This is a genomic window from Micromonospora sp. NPDC047793 (genome assembly GCF_040642635.1).
Taxonomy (GTDB): Bacteria; Actinomycetota; Actinomycetes; order Mycobacteriales; family Micromonosporaceae; genus Micromonospora.
The window spans coordinates 66672-85115 of the sequence record NZ_JBEYSG010000002.1 but is presented as its reverse complement, the minus strand read 5'-3'; the positions used below and the strand labels follow the sequence as shown (position 1 = coordinate 85115).

General features: G+C 72.7%; 16 protein-coding genes and 1 riboswitch. Of the genes, 8 read left to right on the top strand and 8 right to left on the bottom strand.

Annotation, left to right across the window (positions count from 1 at the left end; genetic code table 11):
• Positions 1–126: 126 nt before the first annotated feature.
• The 4 genes from ABZ738_RS05010 (at position 127) to ABZ738_RS04995 (ending at position 4739) form a co-directional block, all read left to right on the top strand.
• Positions 127–2181: an AAA family ATPase gene (locus tag ABZ738_RS05010; protein ID WP_131055696.1), complete on the top strand. Its 2055-nt coding sequence runs from the start codon at positions 127–129 to the stop codon at positions 2179–2181.
• A gap of 61 nt (positions 2182–2242) precedes the next feature.
• Positions 2243–3127, top strand: a complete 885-nt coding sequence (locus tag ABZ738_RS05005) for an ABC transporter ATP-binding protein (RefSeq protein ID WP_131055698.1) — start codon at positions 2243–2245, stop codon at positions 3125–3127.
• Between the two features lie 13 nt (positions 3128–3140).
• The gene (locus tag ABZ738_RS05000) at positions 3141–3878 is read left to right on the top strand and encodes an ABC transporter permease (protein WP_131055700.1); all 738 of its coding nucleotides are present in this window, start codon (positions 3141–3143) and stop codon (positions 3876–3878) included.
• A 96-nt stretch (positions 3879–3974) separates the two neighbouring features.
• Positions 3975–4739, top strand: coding sequence for a VOC family protein (locus ABZ738_RS04995; protein WP_131055702.1), 765 nt, complete (start codon positions 3975–3977; stop codon positions 4737–4739).
• Positions 4740–4959: 220 nt separating this feature from the next.
• On the opposite strand, the gene ABZ738_RS04990 is transcribed toward ABZ738_RS04995, so the two are convergent.
• The 7 genes from ABZ738_RS04990 to mqnE all read right to left on the bottom strand — a co-directional run bounded on the left by ABZ738_RS04990 (position 4960) and on the right by mqnE (position 12189).
• Positions 4960–5724, bottom strand: coding sequence for an ABC transporter ATP-binding protein (locus tag ABZ738_RS04990; protein ID WP_176095619.1), 765 nt, complete (start codon positions 5722–5724; stop codon positions 4960–4962).
• Between the two features lie 29 nt (positions 5725–5753).
• Complete coding sequence (locus tag ABZ738_RS04985; RefSeq protein ID WP_131053074.1) at positions 5754–6842, bottom strand: iron ABC transporter permease; 1089 nt, start codon at positions 6840–6842, stop codon at positions 5754–5756.
• A 35-nt stretch (positions 6843–6877) separates the two neighbouring features.
• The gene (locus ABZ738_RS04980; RefSeq protein ID WP_131053073.1) at positions 6878–7813 is read right to left on the bottom strand and encodes an ABC transporter substrate-binding protein; all 936 of its coding nucleotides are present in this window, start codon (positions 7811–7813) and stop codon (positions 6878–6880) included.
• Between the two features lie 107 nt (positions 7814–7920).
• A riboswitch (cobalamin riboswitch) is annotated at positions 7921–7981 on the bottom strand.
• 159 nt (positions 7982–8140) lie between these two features.
• Positions 8141–10018 (bottom strand): M14 family zinc carboxypeptidase, encoded by a 1878-nt coding sequence (locus ABZ738_RS04975; RefSeq protein ID WP_131053072.1) that lies wholly within the window; start codon positions 10016–10018, stop codon positions 8141–8143.
• Between the two features lie 142 nt (positions 10019–10160).
• Positions 10161–10502, bottom strand: coding sequence for a DUF4229 domain-containing protein (locus ABZ738_RS04970; protein ID WP_176092329.1), 342 nt, complete (start codon positions 10500–10502; stop codon positions 10161–10163).
• Between the two features lie 70 nt (positions 10503–10572).
• On the bottom strand, positions 10573–10995 hold the full coding sequence (locus ABZ738_RS04965) for a hypothetical protein (protein WP_176092328.1): 423 nt from the start codon (positions 10993–10995) through the stop codon (positions 10573–10575).
• 24 nt (positions 10996–11019) lie between these two features.
• The gene (gene mqnE / locus ABZ738_RS04960) at positions 11020–12189 is read right to left on the bottom strand and encodes an aminofutalosine synthase MqnE (RefSeq protein ID WP_131053069.1); all 1170 of its coding nucleotides are present in this window, start codon (positions 12187–12189) and stop codon (positions 11020–11022) included.
• A gap of 293 nt (positions 12190–12482) precedes the next feature.
• Here mqnE and ABZ738_RS04955 point away from each other — a divergent pair, with 293 nt between their 5' ends.
• Complete coding sequence (locus tag ABZ738_RS04955) at positions 12483–14036, top strand: NlpC/P60 family protein (protein WP_357211090.1); 1554 nt, start codon at positions 12483–12485, stop codon at positions 14034–14036.
• 794 nt (positions 14037–14830) lie between these two features.
• On the opposite strand, the gene ABZ738_RS04950 is transcribed toward ABZ738_RS04955, so the two are convergent.
• Entirely contained in the window at positions 14831–15481 is a 651-nt protein-coding gene (locus tag ABZ738_RS04950) for a hypothetical protein (protein WP_357211087.1), read from the bottom strand.
• Positions 15482–15716: 235 nt separating this feature from the next.
• On the opposite strand from ABZ738_RS04950, the gene ABZ738_RS04945 reads away from it, so the two are divergent.
• From ABZ738_RS04945 to ABZ738_RS04935, 3 genes are all read left to right on the top strand, one after another.
• Entirely contained in the window at positions 15717–15932 is a 216-nt protein-coding gene (locus ABZ738_RS04945) for a hypothetical protein (RefSeq protein ID WP_131053194.1), read from the top strand.
• A 210-nt stretch (positions 15933–16142) separates the two neighbouring features.
• On the top strand, positions 16143–17747 hold the full coding sequence (locus ABZ738_RS04940) for a DEAD/DEAH box helicase (RefSeq protein ID WP_131053193.1): 1605 nt from the start codon (positions 16143–16145) through the stop codon (positions 17745–17747).
• 64 nt (positions 17748–17811) lie between these two features.
• Positions 17812–18432 (top strand): putative glycolipid-binding domain-containing protein, encoded by a 621-nt coding sequence (locus ABZ738_RS04935; RefSeq protein ID WP_176095618.1) that lies wholly within the window; start codon positions 17812–17814, stop codon positions 18430–18432.
• Positions 18433–18444 lie beyond the last annotated feature (12 nt).

The window sequence follows — 18444 nt, the reverse complement described above, 5'->3', positions numbered from 1 at the left end:
CGGCGGGGAGTAGGCTGTTCGTTTCCGCCTGACGGCCGAGGTGAGTAGCACCGGAGCGGACGTCCCGCGCCGACCCGTGGTCGGACACGCGAGCGGCAGCCTTCCTCCCCGTCAAGGAGCACGTGGATGAGCCTGCACGCCCCACACACCCCGTACCCACCGCCGTCCGGCCTCGACGACGAGCTGACCGCCGAGCGGACGCACCTGACCCGGTCCCGCGCGGCACTGCACCGGATGCGGGAACGCGCCGAGGCCCTCTTCGCCACCGGCGACACGGTGGCCGGTGACTCGTACACCGCCGAACAGCTCGGGCGGCACCTCGCCCGGCGGGTGGCCGAACTCGCCGACGACCCGCGGACGCCGTTGTTCTTCGGCCGCCTCGACTTCGGCGACGCCGATGCCGAGCACGCCGGGCGGCGCTACCACGTCGGCCGCCGGCACGTCACCGACGAGCAGGGCGAACCGCTGGTGCTGGACTGGCGGGCCCCGGTGTCGCGGTCGTTCTACCGGGCCAGCGCGCGCGACCCGCAGGGGCTCGCGGTCCGCCGCCGGTTCGGTTTCGGCGACGGCGTACTGACCAGCTTCGAGGACGAGCACCTCGACCGGGGCGAGGAACTCGGCACCGCCAGCCGGATCCTGACCGCCGAGATCGAACGCCCCCGGATCGGGCCGATGCGCGACATCGTCGCCACCATCCAGCCGGAGCAGGACGAGCTGGTCCGCGCCGACCTGGCCGACTCGATCTGCGTACAGGGCGCGCCGGGCACCGGGAAGACGGCGGTGGGGTTGCACCGCGCCGCGTACCTGCTCTATCTGCACCGGGAGCGGCTGCGCCGGTCGAAGGTGCTGGTCGTCGGCCCGAACCGGGCGTTCCTCGGGTACATCGCGGCGGTGCTGCCCGCCCTCGGTGAGGTGGAGGTCGCGCAGGCCACCGTCGAGGACCTGGTCGACCGGGTGGCGGTGCGCGCGGTGGAAGCGCCGGAGGTGGCGAGGATCAAGCACGACGCCCGGATGGCCGAGGTGCTGCGCCGGGCCGTCGACGCGTACGTGGGCGAGCCGGCCGAGGCGATGACCGTCTCCGACGGCTCGTACCGCTGGCGGATCGGATTGGAGCCACTGCACCGGCTGGTCCACGAGACGCGCGCGGAGGGGCTGCCGTACGCCGTCGGCCGGGAACGGATCCGCGCCCGGGTCGTCGGGCTGCTGCAACGGCAGGCCGAGGCCCGGCGGGCGGAGTCGCCCAGCGACGCCTGGCTGCGCCGGACGGGCCGTTCGACGCCGGTCACCACCTTCCTGGACGCGGTCTGGCCCGCGCTCACCCCGGAAGGGCTGGTGCACGCCCTGCTCGGTGATCCCGCCCGGCTCGCGGCGGCAGCCGAGGGACTGCTCACCCCTGACGAGCAGGCCCTGCTCACCGCCGGGAAGCGGGCCCGTACGCCGAAGGCCACCCGGTGGACCGCCGCCGACGCCGTCCTGATCGACGAGGCGGCCGGGCTGATCGAGCGGCCGACCGGCTTCGGCCATGTCGTCATCGACGAAGCCCAGGACCTCTCCGCGATGCAGTGCCGGGTGATCGCCCGGCGCAGCGAGCACGGCTCGCTCACCCTCCTCGGCGACCTGGCGCAGGCGACCGCGCCGTGGGCCGCCACCGACTGGCGGGAGACCCTGCGCCACCTGGGCAAGCCGGACGCGGTCGTGGTGCCGTTGACGGTCGGTTTCCGGGTGCCTGCGGAGGTGCTCGCCTTCGCCAACCGGCTGCTGCCGGCGCTCGCCGTCGACGTACCTCCGGCCGAGTCGCTGCGCCACGACGGCATGCTCGCGGTGCGTACCGTGACCGAGCTGTCCGAGGCGACGGTGGCCGAGGTGCGCGCGGCGCTCGCGCACGAGGGGTCGATCGCGGTGATCGCCGCCGACGACGCGGTGGCCGGGCTACGCGCGGCGCTGGCCGCGGCGGGGATCGAGACGGCGACCGTCGACGAACCGACGGCGGGTACGCGGGTCTCCGTCATGCCCGCCACGACGATCAAGGGCCTGGAGTACGACCACGTGGTCGTCGCCGAACCGGCGGCCATCGTGGCGGCCGAACCGCGCGGCCTGCACCGCCTGTACGTGGTGCTCACCCGGGCGGTGTCCCGGCTCTCGGTGGTGCACGTCGCGCCGCTGCCCGCACCACTCGGCTGATTGCGCGGTGGCACCGACCCGATAGACCGTTGTACACGGAGCACCATGGAAGGAGCCCCCCGTGATTCTCGCCCGCGCCGATCAGGTCAGTCGCCGCTACGGCGACGTCCTCGCACTGGACCGGGTCGACCTGGAGGTCCGTGCGGGCGAACTGGTCGGCCTGCTCGGGCCGAACGGCGCCGGCAAGAGCACCCTGCTCAACCTGCTGGTGGGGCTGCGCCGGCCGACCTCGGGCCGGGTGGAGCTGTTCGGCGGCGACCCCCGGGACGCGGCGAACCGGCAACGGATCGGCGTGACGCCGCAGGAGACCGGGCTCCCCGCCACCCTGCGCGTCGGCGAGGTGGTCGACTTCGTCTCCGCCCACTACCCGGACCCGGTGCCCCGGGATGAACTGCTCGACCGGTTCGGCCTCACCGACCAGCTCAAGCGGCAGACCGGCGGGTTGTCCGGCGGACAGAAACGCCGGCTGGCCGTGGCGCTGGCGTTCGTCGGCCGCCCCCGGCTGGTGTTGCTCGACGAGCCGACCACCGGGCTCGACGTGGAGGCCCGGCACACCCTCTGGAACGCCATCCGGTCCTTCCACGCCGACGGCGGCACGGTGCTGTTGAGCAGCCACTACCTCGAAGAGGTGGAGACGCTGGCACGCCGGATCGTGGTGATCGGGCACGGCCGGGTACTCGCCGACGACAGCGTCGACGCGGTCCGGGCCGTGGTCGGCGTACGCCGGGTCAGTCTGACCACCGACGCGCTGCCGACGCTGCCCGGAGTGGTCCGCACCGAACACGTCGACGGCCGGACGCACCTGCTCACCGCCGACGCCGACCAGCTCGTCCGCGACCTGGTCACCAGCGGTGTCGACTTCCGCGATCTGGAGGTACGGCCCACCTCGCTGGAGGAGGCGTTCCTCGCCATCACCACCGCCGAGACCGAGCCGACCCCCGTCTGAGGAAGTGCCTGCCGTGCCACTCGCCCTGACCCACGCGCGTTACCAACTGCTGGAGACGGTCCGCATCCCGATCGCGCTCTTCGGCAGCGCTTTCTTCCCTGCCGTCGCGATGCTCTTCTTCGTGGTGCCGTGGGCCGGCGACGACCCGGTCGGCGCCACCTTCGCCACCGCCTCGATGGTCACCTTCTCGGTGATGAGCGCCAACATCTTCCAGTACGGCATGGGGGTCGCCGAGGACCGCCAACAGCCCTGGGACCCGTACACCCGGACCCTGCCCGTCGGGCCGGGACCACGCTTCGCCGGCCGGGTGCTGGCCGGTCTGCTGGTCACCTACCTGTCGCTGATCCCGCTGCTGGTCATCGCCGCGACGTTGACCGCAGCCGAGATCACCCCGATCCGGTTCCTGCTGGCGCTGGCCACCGTGGCGGTGGTCGCGGTGCCGTTCACCCTGCTGGGGCTCGCCATCGGGTACTCACTGCCGAGCAAGGCGGCGATCGTGGTGGCCCAGGTCGTCTTCTTCCCGATGGCCTTCGGCGGTGGGCTGCTCTCCGCCCCCGGTGACGCGCCCGGCTTCATCGAGGCGATCGCGCCGTTCCTGCCCACCCGGGGGGCGGTGGAGTTGATGTGGGCGGTCGTCGGCGACTTCCCGGTCAGCACGTTGTCGCTGGTCATGCTCGGGGTCTGGGTGGTGGCGCTGGCCGCGATCGGTGGGTGGGCGTACCGACGGGACGAGGGTCGCCGGTTCAGTTGACGATCCGGCCGTTTCGCTCGGGCGGCGGCCGGGCGGTGCCACGATGCCGGTGAGGGTGGTCGAGCCGCGAGCGCCCCGAGCCGAGAGGGGTGGCCCGTGGTCGGCGTCCCACCGGGTACCCCCTGCTGGGCCGATCTGGCCACCCCGGGGCTGGACGCGGCCCGACGGTTCTATCCCGAGTTGTTCGGCTGGACCGGTCGGGTCGACCCCGAACCGGAGGCGGGCGGCTACACGGTCTTCCTGCTCGGCGGGCGACCGGTGGCCGGCGTGGGGCCGCCGGCCGTACCCGACCAGGTGCCGATCTGGTCGACGTACGTCGCCACCGACGACGCCGACCTGGTCGTCGGCCGGGTGGAGCGGGCCGGTGGGCAGGTCGTGGTGCCGCCGTTCGAGGTGTTCGACCGGGGCCGGATGGCCGTGTTCAGCGATCCCGCCGGTGCCGCGTTCAGCGTCTGGCAGCCGATGAGCTTCGCCGGGGCCGACGTCTTCGACGTACCGGGCGCGATGTGCTGGACCGAACTGATCACCCCCGACCCGGACGGGGCACGGGTCTTCTACGAGCTGGTCTTCGGGTGGCAGCCCGAGGAGGAGCCGATGGGGCAGGTCGCCTACACCGGCTGGCGGCTGGGTGACCGCCTGGTGGCCGGGATGATGCCACCGTTGGGCGCCGAATTCCCGGCCGACTCACCGGCGTACTGGACGCTCTACTTCTCGGTCGCCGACGCCGACGCCACCGCCGCCCGCGCCGCCGAACTCGGCGGCACCATCCTCGTCCCGCCCCGGGACATCCCCGCCGGCCGCGTCACCGCCCTGCGCGACCCACACGGCGCCCTCTTCTCCCTCATCGCCCTGAAACCCTGACCGCCGCCCGGTTCCCGGTCCGTCGGGGTCCGGGTCCGGGTCCGGGTCCGGGTCCGGGTCCGGGTCCGGGTCCGTCGATCATGGACTTGCGGCTGTTCGTTCGGACGGGTTTACGGCCTTTGCCTCCACCACAACTCCATGATCGACGGGCCGAGGCGAGAGGGACGGGCCGAGGCCGGGGGCGAGCGGGCCGGGACGGGAGGGTGGTCGGTGGGTGGGGTCAGCGGGGGCGGGTGGGGAGGACCAGGGGGCCGTGGGGGCCGGGGACGACCGTGACGTGGGCCCGGTAGTAGCGGGCGAGCATCTCCTCGGTGAGTACCTCGGTCGGGGTGCCCTCGGCGACGATCCGGCCGTCGGCCAGCAGCACCATGCGGTCGGCGTACTCGCCCGCGATGGAGAGGTCGTGCATGGTGGCCAGCACGGTCAGGCCGTGCGTCCGGCGTAACTGGTCGACGAGTTCGAGCACCTCCTGCTGGTGACCGATGTCCAGCGCGCTGGTCGGCTCGTCGAGCAGCAGCAGGGTGGCGCCCTGTGCCAGTGCGCGGGCCAGGAAGACCCGCTGCCGCTCCCCGCCGGAGAGGGTGGCCAGTTCCCGACCCTGGAAGCCGGCGAGGTCCAGCCGACCGAGCACCTCGTGCACCACGGCCATGTCGGCGGCGGACTCCCGGCCCAGCGGCGGGATGTACGGGGTACGTCCGAGCAGCACGTAGTCGAGCACCGCCATTCCGGGCGGTACGACCGGGGACTGGGCCACGGTCGCCACCACCCGGGCCCGTTCGCGGCGGCGCAGGGCGCTCAGCGGCGTACCGAAGAGGTCGACGGCGCCCGGCGCGGCGAGCAGGCCGCCGACGGCCCGCAACAGGGTCGACTTGCCGGCGCCGTTGGGTCCGATCACGGTGACCCACTCGCCGGGCCGGACGGTCAGGTCGACGCCGGTCAGGATCGGCGTGCCGTCCAGGCTGATCCGCAGGTCACGCACCCGCACGGCGGCGGAATCGGAGGTGTCGGGTGCGGTCACGTCAGCACCCGTCGGGCGGTCCGCAGGATCAGCACGAAGAAGGGACCACCGAGCAGCGCGGTGACCACCCCGATCGGGATCTCCTGCGGGGCGGCGGCAGTCCGGGCCGCCACGTCGGTCAGGGCCAGGAAGGCGCCGCCGAACAGCAACGACAGCGGCAGGATGACCCGGTAGCTCGATCCGGCGAGCAGCCGTACGGTGTGCGGCACGATGATCCCGACGAAGCCGATCAGGCCGGAGGCGGACACCGCGGCGGCGGTGCCCAGCGAGGCGGCGGCGATCAGCAGGTACCGGGAGCGTTGCGGGTGCAGGCCGAGCCCGGCCGCCTCGTCGTCACCCACCGAGAGCACGTCCAACTCCCGGCGGTGCAGAAGGATGACCAGGCTGGTGAGCAGGAAGTACGGCAGCACCAGCCGGACGTCGTGCCAACCGGCGGTGGCCAGCCGCCCGAGCAGCCAGGAGTACACCTCCTGGATGCTGTCCGCGTTGCGTTGCAGCAGGTACGTCTGACCGGCGGAGAGGAACGCGGAGACGGCCACCCCGGCCAGGATCAGGGTGGCCGGCGAACGGCTGCGTCCACCGGCCACCCCGAGCAGGTACGTCATGGCGACCGCACCGAGCGAGCCGACGAAGGCGGCCAGCGGGATGGTGAGCGGCAACCCGCTGAGCGCACCGCCGGTCGCGGTGCCGAGGGTCAGGACGACGGTGACCGCGAGCCCCGCTCCGGCGGCCACCCCGAGCAGGTACGGGTCGGCCAGCGGGTTGCGGAACACGCCCTGGTAGGCGCCGCCGGCCAGGGCCAGCAGTCCACCGACCAGCAGACCCAGCACCACCCGGGGCAGCCGCAGCTCGGTGACGATGGCGATCTCGCGCTCGGTCAGCCCGCTGTCCAGGCGTACCCCGGGCAGCAGATTGAGCAGTTCGATCGCGACGCTGCCGGGCGGCAGGCTGACCGGGCCGAGCGAGACGCCCGCCACCAGGGCGACGAAGACGGCGAGCACGCCGACGGCGAGCCAGCGTTTCCGCAGGCCCGCCGGGCGGGCGACGACCGGTAAGGAAGGGTCCCTTGCTAACGCCTGGTGCATAGGAAGGGTCCCCTGCTAACGCCTGACGACGTCGGTCACTCGGTGACCTTGGCGGTGGCGTCCACGATGGTCCGGAGCAGGTCCACCACGCGCGGGCCCCAGCGTGAGGCGACGTCGTCGTCCAGCTCGACGATCTGGTCGCTCTTGACCGCCTCGATGCCGGACCAACCGCTGCGCGCCTTGACCGTGGCGGCGCTCTGCTGGCAGCACTTCACGTCGGAGAGGAAGACGAAGTCCGGGTTGGCCTGGACGATCACTTCCTGGGAGAGCTGCGGGTAGCCGCCGTTCGTGCCGTCGGCGTCCGCCGCGTCGGCGATGTTCTCCAGGCCGGCGAGGGCATAGATCGAGCCGATGAAGGTCTTGCTGGTGGCGGTGTACAGCTCCGGCCCCAGCTCGTGGAAGTAGGTGGGCGCCTGGACCCGCTGCGGCACCTCGGCGACGATCTTGGTGATGTCGTCCTTCATCCGCTGCACCACGTCGGTCGCCGTGTCGGCGTTGCCGGTGAGCGTGCCCAGCTCGGTGATCTGCCGGTACGAGTCGTCCAGGGTCTGCGCCGCCGGGGTCAGGTAGACCGGGATCTTGAGGGTGGTGAGCTGGTCGACGATCTTGTTGCGGTCGTCGCTGAGCACCACCAGGTCGGGGTTCTTCGCGGCGACCGCCTCGGCGTTCGGCTGGTAGCCGGAGAGGTCCGTCTTCGGCGCGTCGGCCGGGTGGTTCGACTGGTCGTCAACGGCGGTGACCTGCGGCCCGGCACCGATGGCGAAGAGCATCTCGGTAGCCGTCGCGGAGAGCGAGACGATCTTCTCGGGACGCTGATCCAGGGTCAACGACCCGACGGTGACGGGGAAGGTGGCGCCACTGCGGCTGTCGCCGGTGCGGGGTGTCTCGCTGTTCGTCTCGGCGCAGGCACCGAGGGCGAGCGCGGCCACCGCGAGAGTGGCGGCGAAGACCCGGGGGGTACGGCTGAACATCGGTCCTCCTGTCGGTCGAGGAGTGCTGCTTCGCCGACAGGAGCCGGAGCGGCCCGTCCGCGAGGCGCCCTTCCTCGAGAGCGCGAATCGCGACGCGCCCCAGGCGACCTGACTCGTCCCCGTCTTCGGGGCATCACAGTTGCGGGACAGCGCCGGTTTCGCACCGGCTTCGCTGCGGCGGGTCGGTACGACGGTAGCGCACGGCGGGACCGCGACCCGCTGAGCAGGTCACGGTCCCGGCCACGTGCAGCCCGTCTAGTTCACTGTTGTCCGTTTGGCCCCTGGACGGGGCCCCGCGCGAGGGGGTGTGGCGGGGCCCCGCCGCTTTCAGGAGGCGGTGATGGTGACGTTGTCCACAGCCGCCTCGACCAGGCTGGCCGTCGACGCGTCGGCGGCCTCCACCAGGATCCGGACCGACTGCCCGGCGTACGGGGTGAGGTTGAGGTTGGCCTGGGTCCAGGCGCCGTTGCGGTTGCTGGCCGCGCCGGCCTGGGTGAGCAGTGCCGTGGTGCCGCCGTTGTGCACCACGCTGACCCGCAGGTAGTCGGCCGACGACGAGTTCGAGCCGTGCGCCAGGTACCAGGCCAGCGACAGCGTCAACGTGCCGCTGGACGGCAACGTGACCGCCGGGGACCGGGCGCTGGTCACGCCGCCGTCCACGTCGTAGTCTCCGGCGGCGCTGCCGGCCAACCGGCCGGTGACCAGGTCGTTGCTGCCGGCGAACGGGGTGAGCTGCTTGGCGCCGCTGGAGTTGGTGGCCTGCGCGGCCCCCCGCTCCCACTGCCCCGAGGTGGCCGTGTCGGTGCCGTTGGGGTTGATCGTCCAGCCGGTCGCGGTCTCGAAGGTGTCCGACCAGACCGTGGTCCCGCTGCCACCGCCGCAGTACTGGGCCTGCTTGCCGATGGCCCGGTACGGGCAGTCGGCGTACTCGGAGAGGATCAGCACCGCCTCCCGGTTGCGCGAGGTCTGCGCCGGGATGACCTCGTCGGGCGGGTAGAAGCCGCCGCCGGAGGCCGAGCCCGGATACAGCTCGAAGGTGTACGCCCAGATGCCGTGCGTCGCCCACATCCAGTCGATGCTGCTGCCGTCGGTGATGTACAGGTCGCTGGACTGCTGCGGGGTGAAGCCGTTGGTCGCCGCCATCTGCTGGCCGATGGTGGCGAAGGTGTTGTACTGGTCGGCGTTCATCCCGGTGGCGGTGTTGCTGGTCGTGTAGCCGTACGGCCAGAGCACCAGCTCGGAGTAGGTGTGGAAGTCGATGTTGGCCTTGATCTGCTGCACCCCGCCGACCACCCGGCTGTTGACAAAGTTGCGCAGCGCCTGCGTCTCGGGAGCGGAGAACGCCGACGGGCCCCGGTAGGTGTCCGAGGAGGTGGAGCCGGACGAGCCGCCGCAGCACCCGAAGTTGAAGCTCCAGTTGCGGTTCAGGTCGGTGCCGACGTACGACGAACCGCTGTTGGGTTGGCGATTCTTCCGCCAGGACCGGTAGGAGCCGGTGGCGATGTCGTACTCGCTGCCGTCGGGGTTGACGGTCGGCACGATCCAGATCTCCCGGTTGTTGACCAGGCCGGTGATCCGGGAGTCGGAGCCGTAGTTGTCGGTGAAGAGGTTGAGCAGGTAGATCGCCATCTCGACGGTCAGGTGCTCGCGGGCGTGCTGCTGGGCGTTGAAGAGGATCTCCGGCTCGTTCTCGTCGGTGGCGACGTTGTCGGAGATCTTCACCGCCACCAGCTCCCGGCCCTCGTACGAGCTGCCGATGCTGACCTTGCGGGCGATCGACGGGTGGTCCGCGACGACCTGGTTGACCACGGCGGTCATCTCCGCGTAGTCGTGGTAGTTCGCGTCGGCCGGCGGGAAGGCCAACGCGCCGACCTGCCCGTCCGTGGCGCCCCGATCGGTGGGCAGGGCGGCGATCGCCTCCAGCCGGAACCCGAGGCGGGTGATCGCGGCGGCCTCGGCGCGGGTGGCCGAGACGTGCAGCACCCCGTGTTCGGAGTAGTCGATCGCGGCACCGGTGCCGGCGATCGCGTTGCGGTCGGCGAGCGTCTTCGGACCCAGTACCCGGTAGGGCACGGCGGCCGGCTGCTCGTCCCGGTTCGGGGCCGGTTCGGCGGAGACCGGTGGTGCGGAGATGGTGAGCAGGCCGAGCCCGGCGGCGACGATGAGCGCCAGGGCACGGCGGACGGGGATCGAACGGAAGGCCATGGACAACCTCCTGGAGGCGCGGGGGTTCCCCGCCCGGCAGCGGACAGCCCACCACCGGTCACATGGTCATATCAACATCGATCGTTGTACGGCCCATCCCAGTCGGATCCTCATGCCGACGACATGGTCCCGTCGCCGCAGGTCAGGAGGACGAGCCGCGTCCCGGCTCGGTGGACGAGCCGGACTGGTCGGCCGATCCGCCGTCGGTCTGGCCGCCGGAGACCGGGTCGGCCTCGGCCTGGTCCTCGCCGGCCAGGGCGGACCGCAGCCGCTCCTTCTCCGAACGGCGACGCTCGGCGGCGGCGGCCATCTCCTCGGCCATCTGGTCACGTACGCCCTTGAGCAGGAAGAAGGAGACCGCGGCGGAGAACAGCAGCGCCAGGATCAGCTTGAGGAAGATGTCCATGTCGACCGGCCAGAGGGCCAGCATCACGACCACGAACAGGCCGATCCGGCCGAGGGTGTACTTGGCCGCCGCGCTCACGTCGTACTCCATTCTCCGCCGGGCGGCGGCGTCTCTCAGCTCCTGTGTGCGGCCGCGCCGCACGGCGACCTCAGATCGTCCGGTCGACCAGCCAACGGACGCCGGGGAACCAGACCAACGCGTACACGACGGTGAACGTCACCGCCGCCAGGCCGCCGGAGAGCAGCGGCGGCAGCCCGGTCACCACGCCTGCCACCAGCAGACCGGAGACCACCGCCATCGCCAGCGCCACCAACCCGGCCACCAACCGGGGCGCGCCGAACTCCCAGGCCCGGAAGTCCTCCCAGAACAACCAGACGGCCAGGATCACCGCCAGCCACCCGTTGGCCTGGCCGAAGTCACCGGCACCGAACCAGGCGAAGGCGGTGTCGAAGAGCACCAGCACCAGCATCCCGATGACCACTCCGCCCAGGCTGACGCCGAGCAGGTCACCCAGGAACCGGATGCGCCCGTCGTCGTCCCGGCGGGGGAACGCGCTCTGTTGCTCGCTCATCGTCGTGCCAGGGTACGCGTCGACTCAGGCCCAGACCTGCTGCGGCTCGGACCGGCGCTCCGCCATGCTCGGCGCGGCGTCGTACTCGCGGACCACCTCGTAGCGGGTGTTCCGCTCGACCGGACGGAAGCCGGCGTCCCAGATCAGGTGCAGCAGGTCGTCCCGGTGCATCGTGTTCGGCGTCCCGTACGAGTCCGCGTCGTGCGTGATCTTGTATTCGACGACCGAGCCGTCCAGGTCGTCGACGCCGAAGTTGAGCGAGAGCTGGGCCACCGAGAGCCCGTGCATCACCCAGAAGCACTTCACGTGCGGCACGTTGTCGAAGAGCAGCCGGGAGACCGCGAAGGTCTTCAACGACTCGGCCGGCGAGGCCATCGTGGTGCGGGCCTGGATCCGGTTACGGACCTTGCCGTCCGCTGAGTCGACGAAGTCGTGCTGGTAGCGCAGCGGGATGAAGACCACGAAGCCATTGGTCTCGTCCTGCAGCTCCCGCAGCCTCAGCACGTGGTCGACCCGGTGCCTCGGCTCCTCGATGTGGCCGTAGAGCATGGTCGACGGCGTCTTCATGCCCTTGCTGTGCGCCAGGCGGTGGATCCGTGACCAGTCCTCCCAGTGGCAGGCGTGGTCGACGATGTGCTGGCGGACCTCCCAGTCGAAGATCTCCGCACCGCCACCGGTCAACGACTCCAGACCGGCTTCCATCAGCTCGTCCAGGATCGCGTCGGCGGTCAGCCCGCTGATCTTCTCGAACCACTGCACCTCGGTGGCGGTGAACGCCTTGAGCTTGACCTTCGGCAGCGCGGCCTTCAGCTCGCGCAGCACCTTCGGGTAGTAGCGCCAGGGCAGGGTCGGGTGCAGGCCGTTGACGATGTGCAGCTCGGTGAGCTGCTCGTCCTCCATCTCCTTGGCCTTGCGGACCGCCTCGTCGATGCGCATCGTGTACGCGTCCTTCTCGCCCGGCTTGCGCTGGAAGGAGCAGTACGCGCAGGAGGCGGAGCAGACGTTGGTCAGGTTGAGGTGCCGGTTGACGTTGAACATCACCCGCTCGCCGTTGCGCTCGGTACGCGCGTGGTGGGCCAGTCGCCCCAACCAGGTCAGGTCGTCGCTGGAGTAGAGCGCGATGCCGTCCTCACGGGTCAGCCGCTCCCCGGCGTACACCTTCGCTTCGAGCTCGCGCTTGAGTCCGGCGTCCATCGAAAGCCCGTCCCTTTCCCCTGCGTCCGCGACCGTTACCGGCCGCAGTCAGAGCCTACGTCGCAGACCCGGGCTGCTCACACCGTGGTCCTTCGGTGACCAGCGTCTCCCGAACTCACAGCTTCCTTTAACCCGTCCAAACATCGACACCGCGCAGCAGGTGAGGTAAGACAGGATGGGGCACGCCACACCTCGCACCGGTGACACCAGGCGATCTGGCGACACCTGGCAGTAGCGTCCCCACATCCGCGTCCGACCCCCGGCGCGGCGGAGCAGGTCCGGACGGGAGCCCGATGGTCGACAGCACGGACGGACGGCGGCGACGGCGACGGAGTCCGCTGGTCTCGCCGGTGCTGCGGCCGATGCTCTGGTCCGCGCTGCTCAGCGCCGTCGCCAGCGCCGTCCTCGCCGCTCCCGCGTACGCCGAGCCGAGCGTCCCGGCCACGGTGCCCGACAGCGGTTCCCGCCCGGCCGTCGCCGGTCAGCTCCAACTGCCCGGCGCACCGCCCGGCGGCACCCCCGGCGTGATCGCCCCGACCGTCACCCCCGCCGGCAACGCGCTCGAAGCCCAGATCACCGCCGTCGAGGCACGGATCGGCGAACTCGGCACCCAACTACTCGACCTGCAACAACAGCGCACCGAGGCCGAGACCCAGCACACCGCGGCCGGACGCACCCTGGAGTTCGCCCGGGCCGCGGTCCAGCAGGCCGAGCAGCGTGCCGACCAGGTCGCCGCCGAGGCGATCAAGGTCGACGCCGCCCAGCCGCCCGGCGACTGGGCGGCCACCCTGCGGGACCTGGAACTACTGCACCGGGCCAACCGGGGCGAGCGCAGCGAGGGCGCCACCGGGCCGGCCGCCGGCCAGGTCAGCCGTGCGCGGGCCGACGAGCAGGTGGCCACGCAGGCGTACGCCGCCGCCGATCAGCGGCTGCGCGGGGTGCAGCAGCAGTACGCCGCCACGCAGCAGTCGCTGCGTGAGGAAGAGGCCAAGCTGGTCAAACTGCGCGAGGAGAACTCCGCGCAGTTGATCACGCTGGCCCGCCAGCAGGAGGCCGCCGAGCAGCAACTCGGTGCCGACTACCTCGACCAGTCGGCCGACGGACTGGTCGCGCACCCCACCGCGCTGGCCGCCCTCGCGTACGCCCGGCGTCAGCTCGGCGACCCGTACGTCTGGGGTGCCACCGGACCGAACTCGTTCGACTGCTCCGGCCTGGTCTGGTCGGCGTACCGGTCGGCCGGGTACTACAAACTGCCGCGGGTCGCCCGCGACCAGTACTACGCGACCCGGTCCCGCACCGTGCCGCGCACCGCGCTGCTCCCCGGCGATCTGATCTTCTTCGCCTCCGGCAGCAGTTGGCGGACCGTCCACCACATGGGCATGTACGTCGGCGGCGGCAAGATGATCCACGCACCGACCACCGGCGACGTGGTGAAGATCTCGACGGTGCGCTGGTCCCGGTTCTACGCCGCGACCCGGGTGGTCGGTGCGGTGCCCGCCCCCGCCACTCCGCCCACCCCGTCGCAGCCGCCGGCACCCAAGCCCACGCCGAAGCCGACCCCGAAGCCCACCACCAGCCCGAAGCCGACGCCGACTCCGCGACCGACGTCGCCGTCCCCCTCGCCGACGGGCTCGCCCACGCCGAAGCCGACCGACTCGCCCTCCCCGTCGGTGACGCCGTCGCCGACGGGCTCGCCGTCGGAGAGCCCGTCGGCCACGGCCACCCCGAGCACGGAGAACAGCAGCCTCGACCCGACGCGCAGCAGCCTCGCCCCGACCACGGCGGCGAGCAGCAGCGATCCCGAGGAGAGCACCTCGGCCACCCCGTCCGCCACCGGCGGTCGCTGACCGGACGGGGCCCACCGAGGCGATCTCCGACCCGTCCCACGCGTACACGCGGGACACTGTGTGGGCTACGGGTGTGCCTTCCGGTCGGGATGTGGCACGGTGTCACACAGGCACTGCCGGTCCGGTGGGACGGATCCGGGTGCGAGCGTGGCACGGAGGACGAGGATGACCGAGCACGAGGTTCCGGCGACGCCGGCCGACCCTGCGTCCGCCGCGCCGACCGCGACCGCCGAACCTGCTCCGGCCGCCGCCGAGCCGACGCCTTCCCCGCCGCGACCCGCACCGGCCACACCCGAGCCGACGTCTTCCGCTCCTGAGCCGACGTCGTCCGCCTCCGGTTCGGCGGCCGTCGCCGCCCCGGACCCGGTCGGCACGGCCGGCCACGTCCCCGCTCCGTCAGCGGCGGCACCGGGCGGCACTGATCGGCCACCGGCGCGCGGAAGGGCGGGAGTGGCCCGCGTACCCGGCCCCGGAGGTCCAGCGGCGGTCGGCACCGGAGCAGCCGCACCGGCCACCGGCGGACCCGGCCCCGGCGCTGCCACCACGAGCGGCGGGACCACGTACCGTGCCGGGTCCCCGGTGACACCCGAGGCTGACCGGCCGTCGGCCGGCACGGGCATGAACAGGGCCGTCGGCAGCGCGGGTGTGAGCGGGGCCGGGATGACCAGTGTGCCGGGGCAGCGGGAGCCGGTGCCGCCCACGTCGGCACGGGCCAGCGTGCGGGTCGCCGGCATGGGCCAGGTGAGCGCGGACGAGGCCGCAGCCGCCGGTGGTGGCGGTCGGGCCGCCGGGGTCTACCGGTCCGCGCCGGTCACCCCGGAGTCGTCCGAGCCCGGCCGACCGACCCAGCCCGACCGACCGGCCGAGCCACCGCAGCCGACGACGCCGGAGCCCCACCCGGTGCCGGATCCGGCCCCGGCGGAGCCCGCACCGACGCCACCCGCACCGGTTCCGGGACCCAATCCGCCGTCACCGACGCCACCCGTCCCGGTGCCGGCACCGCCGACGCCCGGGCCGTACCCGCCGGGGCCGGTGCCCGCGCCGCCTGCGCCCCGGCCGGCACCGCCGGTGCCGGGTCCGCCGTCCCCGCCGCCCGGCCCACCGGTGCCGCCGCCACCGCCGCCGCCCGGCCCGATGCCCGCGCCGCCGTTCCCGCCGCCCCCGGCCACCTTCGCCTCGGTCACGGCAGCCTCGACCACCACCGCACCCACCGCCGCGCCGACCACGGCAGCCTCGACCACGGCAGCACCCACCAGCGCCGCACCGGCCGCGCCGGTGTCGGCGCCACCGGTGGTGCCCGCTCCGGCGCTGCCGATCTGGCCGCCACCCACCACCCCGGGCGGGCGCCGGGACGAGCCGAGCGCCGGCTCTCCGGCAGGCGCGCCCCGACCCTCGGTACGGCCAGGGCTGCTTCCGACCGAGCCGCCGACGGCTCCTACCGGCACCGACCAGGACCGGACCCGGCCGGTGCCACTGGACGACCCCGACGCCACCAGGCCGGTGGTCCGACCGGGCCCGCCGTCGGCGGCGGTTCCAGGGACAGCGGCGGCGGCCGACCCACGGGCAACGGCGGGTCCCGGTCCCCGGTCGGACGGCTCCCGCACGGCCGGATCGGCGACGCACCATCCCGGCGGGTCCGATCTCAGCGCCTACTACGCGGGCGGGTCGGGAGCCAACACCGTGGCCTTCCCGGTCGGCGAGGAGAACTCCGGGTCACTCACCGGTCACATTCTGGCGCAGGGTTGGACGGACACTCCGGCCGAGCGTTCCGGGAACACCCTGCGGGTGGCGATCGTGCTGGCGGTCGCGCTGGGCCTGCTGGTGGCGTTCAGCGTGCTGATCGTGCTGCTGACGAACGACGCCCTGAGCGGTCTGACCGGCGCTCTGCCGGGGTGAACGGCGGGTGAGTCCGCCCACTACCCCCATCCGGTCCCCGCGCGGGGTCGACACTCGCCGTACACTGGTGGGTGATCACTGACCTGGCGCGCTCCTGCGCGCCCATGGGCGTTCTTGCGGACGGATCCGGCGGCGCAGTGCCGTGGCGGGACATCGCGAAGGTGCGCCCCGCTCGAAAGGCATTTCTTGACCACCTCCGCTGCCTCTGGCATGCCCCTGTCCGCCTCTGACGTTCCCACCGATCTGCCGGCCGACGCCGCCGGCCCCGACCAGTCGATCGACTTCGGCGCACTCGGGCTGCCCCACCCGCTCGTGCGCGCCCTCGCCCGGCAGGGCATCACCACACCCTTCGAGATCCAGCGCGCGACCGTGCCGGACGCCCTCGCCGGACGCGACGTGCTGGGCCGGGGACAGACCGGCTCGGGCAAGACGCTCGCCTTCGGGCTGCCGCTGCTGGCCCGGGTCGCCGAGAGTGGCCAGGCCCGCCCGATGCGGCCGCGTGCCCTCGTCCTGGTGCCCACCCGGGAACTCGCCATGCAGGTCAACGACGCGCTGCTGCCGCTGGGCAAGGCCGTCGGCGTCTTCCTGAAGACCGCCGTCGGCGGAGTGCCCTACGACCGTCAGATCGACGCCCTGCGCCGGGGTGTCGAGGTGGTGGTGGCCACCCCGGGCCGGCTCGCCGACCTGATCGACCGTGGCGTCTGCCGCCTGGACGACGTCCAGGTCACCGTGCTCGACGAAGCGGACCAGATGGCCGACATGGGCTTCCTGCCCGAGGTCACGGAGCTGCTGGCGAAGACGCCTGCGAACGCCCAGCGTCTGCTCTTCTCGGCCACCCTGGACACCGACGTGGACGCGTTGGTCAAGCGGTTCATGACCGACCCGGTGACCCACTCCACCGCGCCCGCGACCGCTGCGGTCTCCACCATGGACCATCACATGCTGCTGATCCCGCCGCAGGAGAAGTTCCCGGTGACCGCGTCGATCGCGGCACGGTCCGGCCGGACCATCGTCTTCGCCCGTACGCAGCTCGGCGTGGACCGGTTGGTCACGCAGCTCGCGGCGGTCGGCGTACGCGCGGGTGGGCTGCACGGCGGCAAGACCCAGCGGATGCGTACCCGCACCCTGGCCGAGTTCCGCGAGGGCCGGACCAACGTGTTGGTGGCGACCGACGTGGCGGCCCGGGGCATCCACGTGGACGGTGTCTCGCTGGTGTTGCACGTCGACCCGCCGAAGGACCCGAAGGACTACCTGCACCGGGCCGGGCGCACCGCGCGGGCCGGCGAGGCGGGCGCGGTGGCGACCCTGGTGCTGCCGAAGCAGCGCCGCACCACCCTGGCGATGATGGAGAAGGCCGGTGTGGAGCCGGAGCAGACCCGGGTACGCGTCGGTGACGCCGCCCTGGCCGAGCTGACCGGAGCCCGCGAGCCGAGCGGGGTGCCGGTACGCGAGGAGCGGGAGGAGCCGCGTCGGCCCGGTCGGCCGACCGGAGGCCCGCGTCGCTTCGGCGACCGTCCCGGCGGCGACCGTCGCTTCGGCGACCGTCCGGGCGGGGACCGTCGCTTCGGCGACCAGCCGCGTGGCGAGCGCCGCTTCGGCGACCGCAGCTACAGCGACCAGCCACGTGGGGAGCGCCGCTTCGGTGACCGTTCCTACGGCGACCAGCCGAGCGGGGAGCGCCGCTTCGGTGACCGCTCCTACGGCGACCAGCCACGCGGGGAACGCCGGTTCGGCGCCGACCGGGGCGGGCGCTCGGAGGTGCGGGGCGAGGACCGGCGCGGGTCGGCCGGTCGTCCCCGGGCACACACCTACTGATCGTCGTTCGGCGCATGGCCTGCCGGGCCGGGCGCGGTGGCGTAACGTCCGAAACATGTCGACCATGCGGAAGTCGTTGCTGTGGACCCGGTCCGACACGGCCGGTGCCGAACACGCCGTGGTCGACGACGGGTCCGGACTGACCGCGTACGGCACCCAGATCGCGGTCGACCCGGTGCCCTACACCTGCCGCTACCAGGTGGCCACCGACTCCGAGTGGGTCAGTGTCCGCCTGGAGGTCGAGGTCGAGGGCGCCGGGTGGCGGCGGAGCGTACGCCTGGAACGGGCGACCGAACGGTGGCGGGTGACCGCCGCCGAGCAGGGTGACCTGGACGCGGTCCTCTCCGCCGCCGGGCGGGCTCCGGCCGGGCTGCCCGGCCTGGAGGATCCCGACCGCCTGGCCGACGCCCTCGACGTCGACCTGGGCGGCTCGCCGCTGTTCAACACGCTGCCGCTGCGGCGGCTCGGCCTGACCACCGCGCCGGCCGACACCACCCACCGGATCGACGTGGCCTGGGTACTGCTGCCGAGCCTGACGGTGCTCCCCACCGAGCAGGTCTACACCGGGCTGGGCCCACACCGGTTCCGGTACGCCAGCGACGGTTTCAGCGCCGACGTCGACGTGGACCCCGACGGCTACGTGCGGCACTACCCCGGACTGGCGGAGCGCGCGACGCCCCGCTGACGCGTCGGCCGG

Excerpts from the sequence above, each read along its gene's own strand:
- ABZ738_RS05010 (WP_131055696.1), top strand. The coding sequence starts at position 127 with ATGAGCCTGCACGCCCCACACACCCCGTACCCACCGCCGTCCGGCCTC.
- ABZ738_RS04985 (WP_131053074.1), bottom strand. The coding sequence starts at position 6,842 with ATGCACCAGGCGTTAGCAAGGGACCCTTCCTTACCGGTCGTCGCCCGC.
- ABZ738_RS04980 (WP_131053073.1), bottom strand. The coding sequence starts at position 7,813 with ATGTTCAGCCGTACCCCCCGGGTCTTCGCCGCCACTCTCGCGGTGGCC.
- ABZ738_RS04975 (WP_131053072.1), bottom strand. The coding sequence starts at position 10,018 with ATGGCCTTCCGTTCGATCCCCGTCCGCCGTGCCCTGGCGCTCATCGTC.
- ABZ738_RS04965 (WP_176092328.1), bottom strand. The coding sequence starts at position 10,995 with ATGAGCGAGCAACAGAGCGCGTTCCCCCGCCGGGACGACGACGGGCGC.
- mqnE (WP_131053069.1), bottom strand. The coding sequence starts at position 12,189 with ATGGACGCCGGACTCAAGCGCGAGCTCGAAGCGAAGGTGTACGCCGGG.
- ABZ738_RS04955 (WP_357211090.1), top strand. The coding sequence starts at position 12,483 with ATGGTCGACAGCACGGACGGACGGCGGCGACGGCGACGGAGTCCGCTG.
- ABZ738_RS04940 (WP_131053193.1), top strand. The coding sequence starts at position 16,143 with ATGCCCCTGTCCGCCTCTGACGTTCCCACCGATCTGCCGGCCGACGCC.
- ABZ738_RS04935 (WP_176095618.1), top strand. The coding sequence starts at position 17,812 with ATGCGGAAGTCGTTGCTGTGGACCCGGTCCGACACGGCCGGTGCCGAA.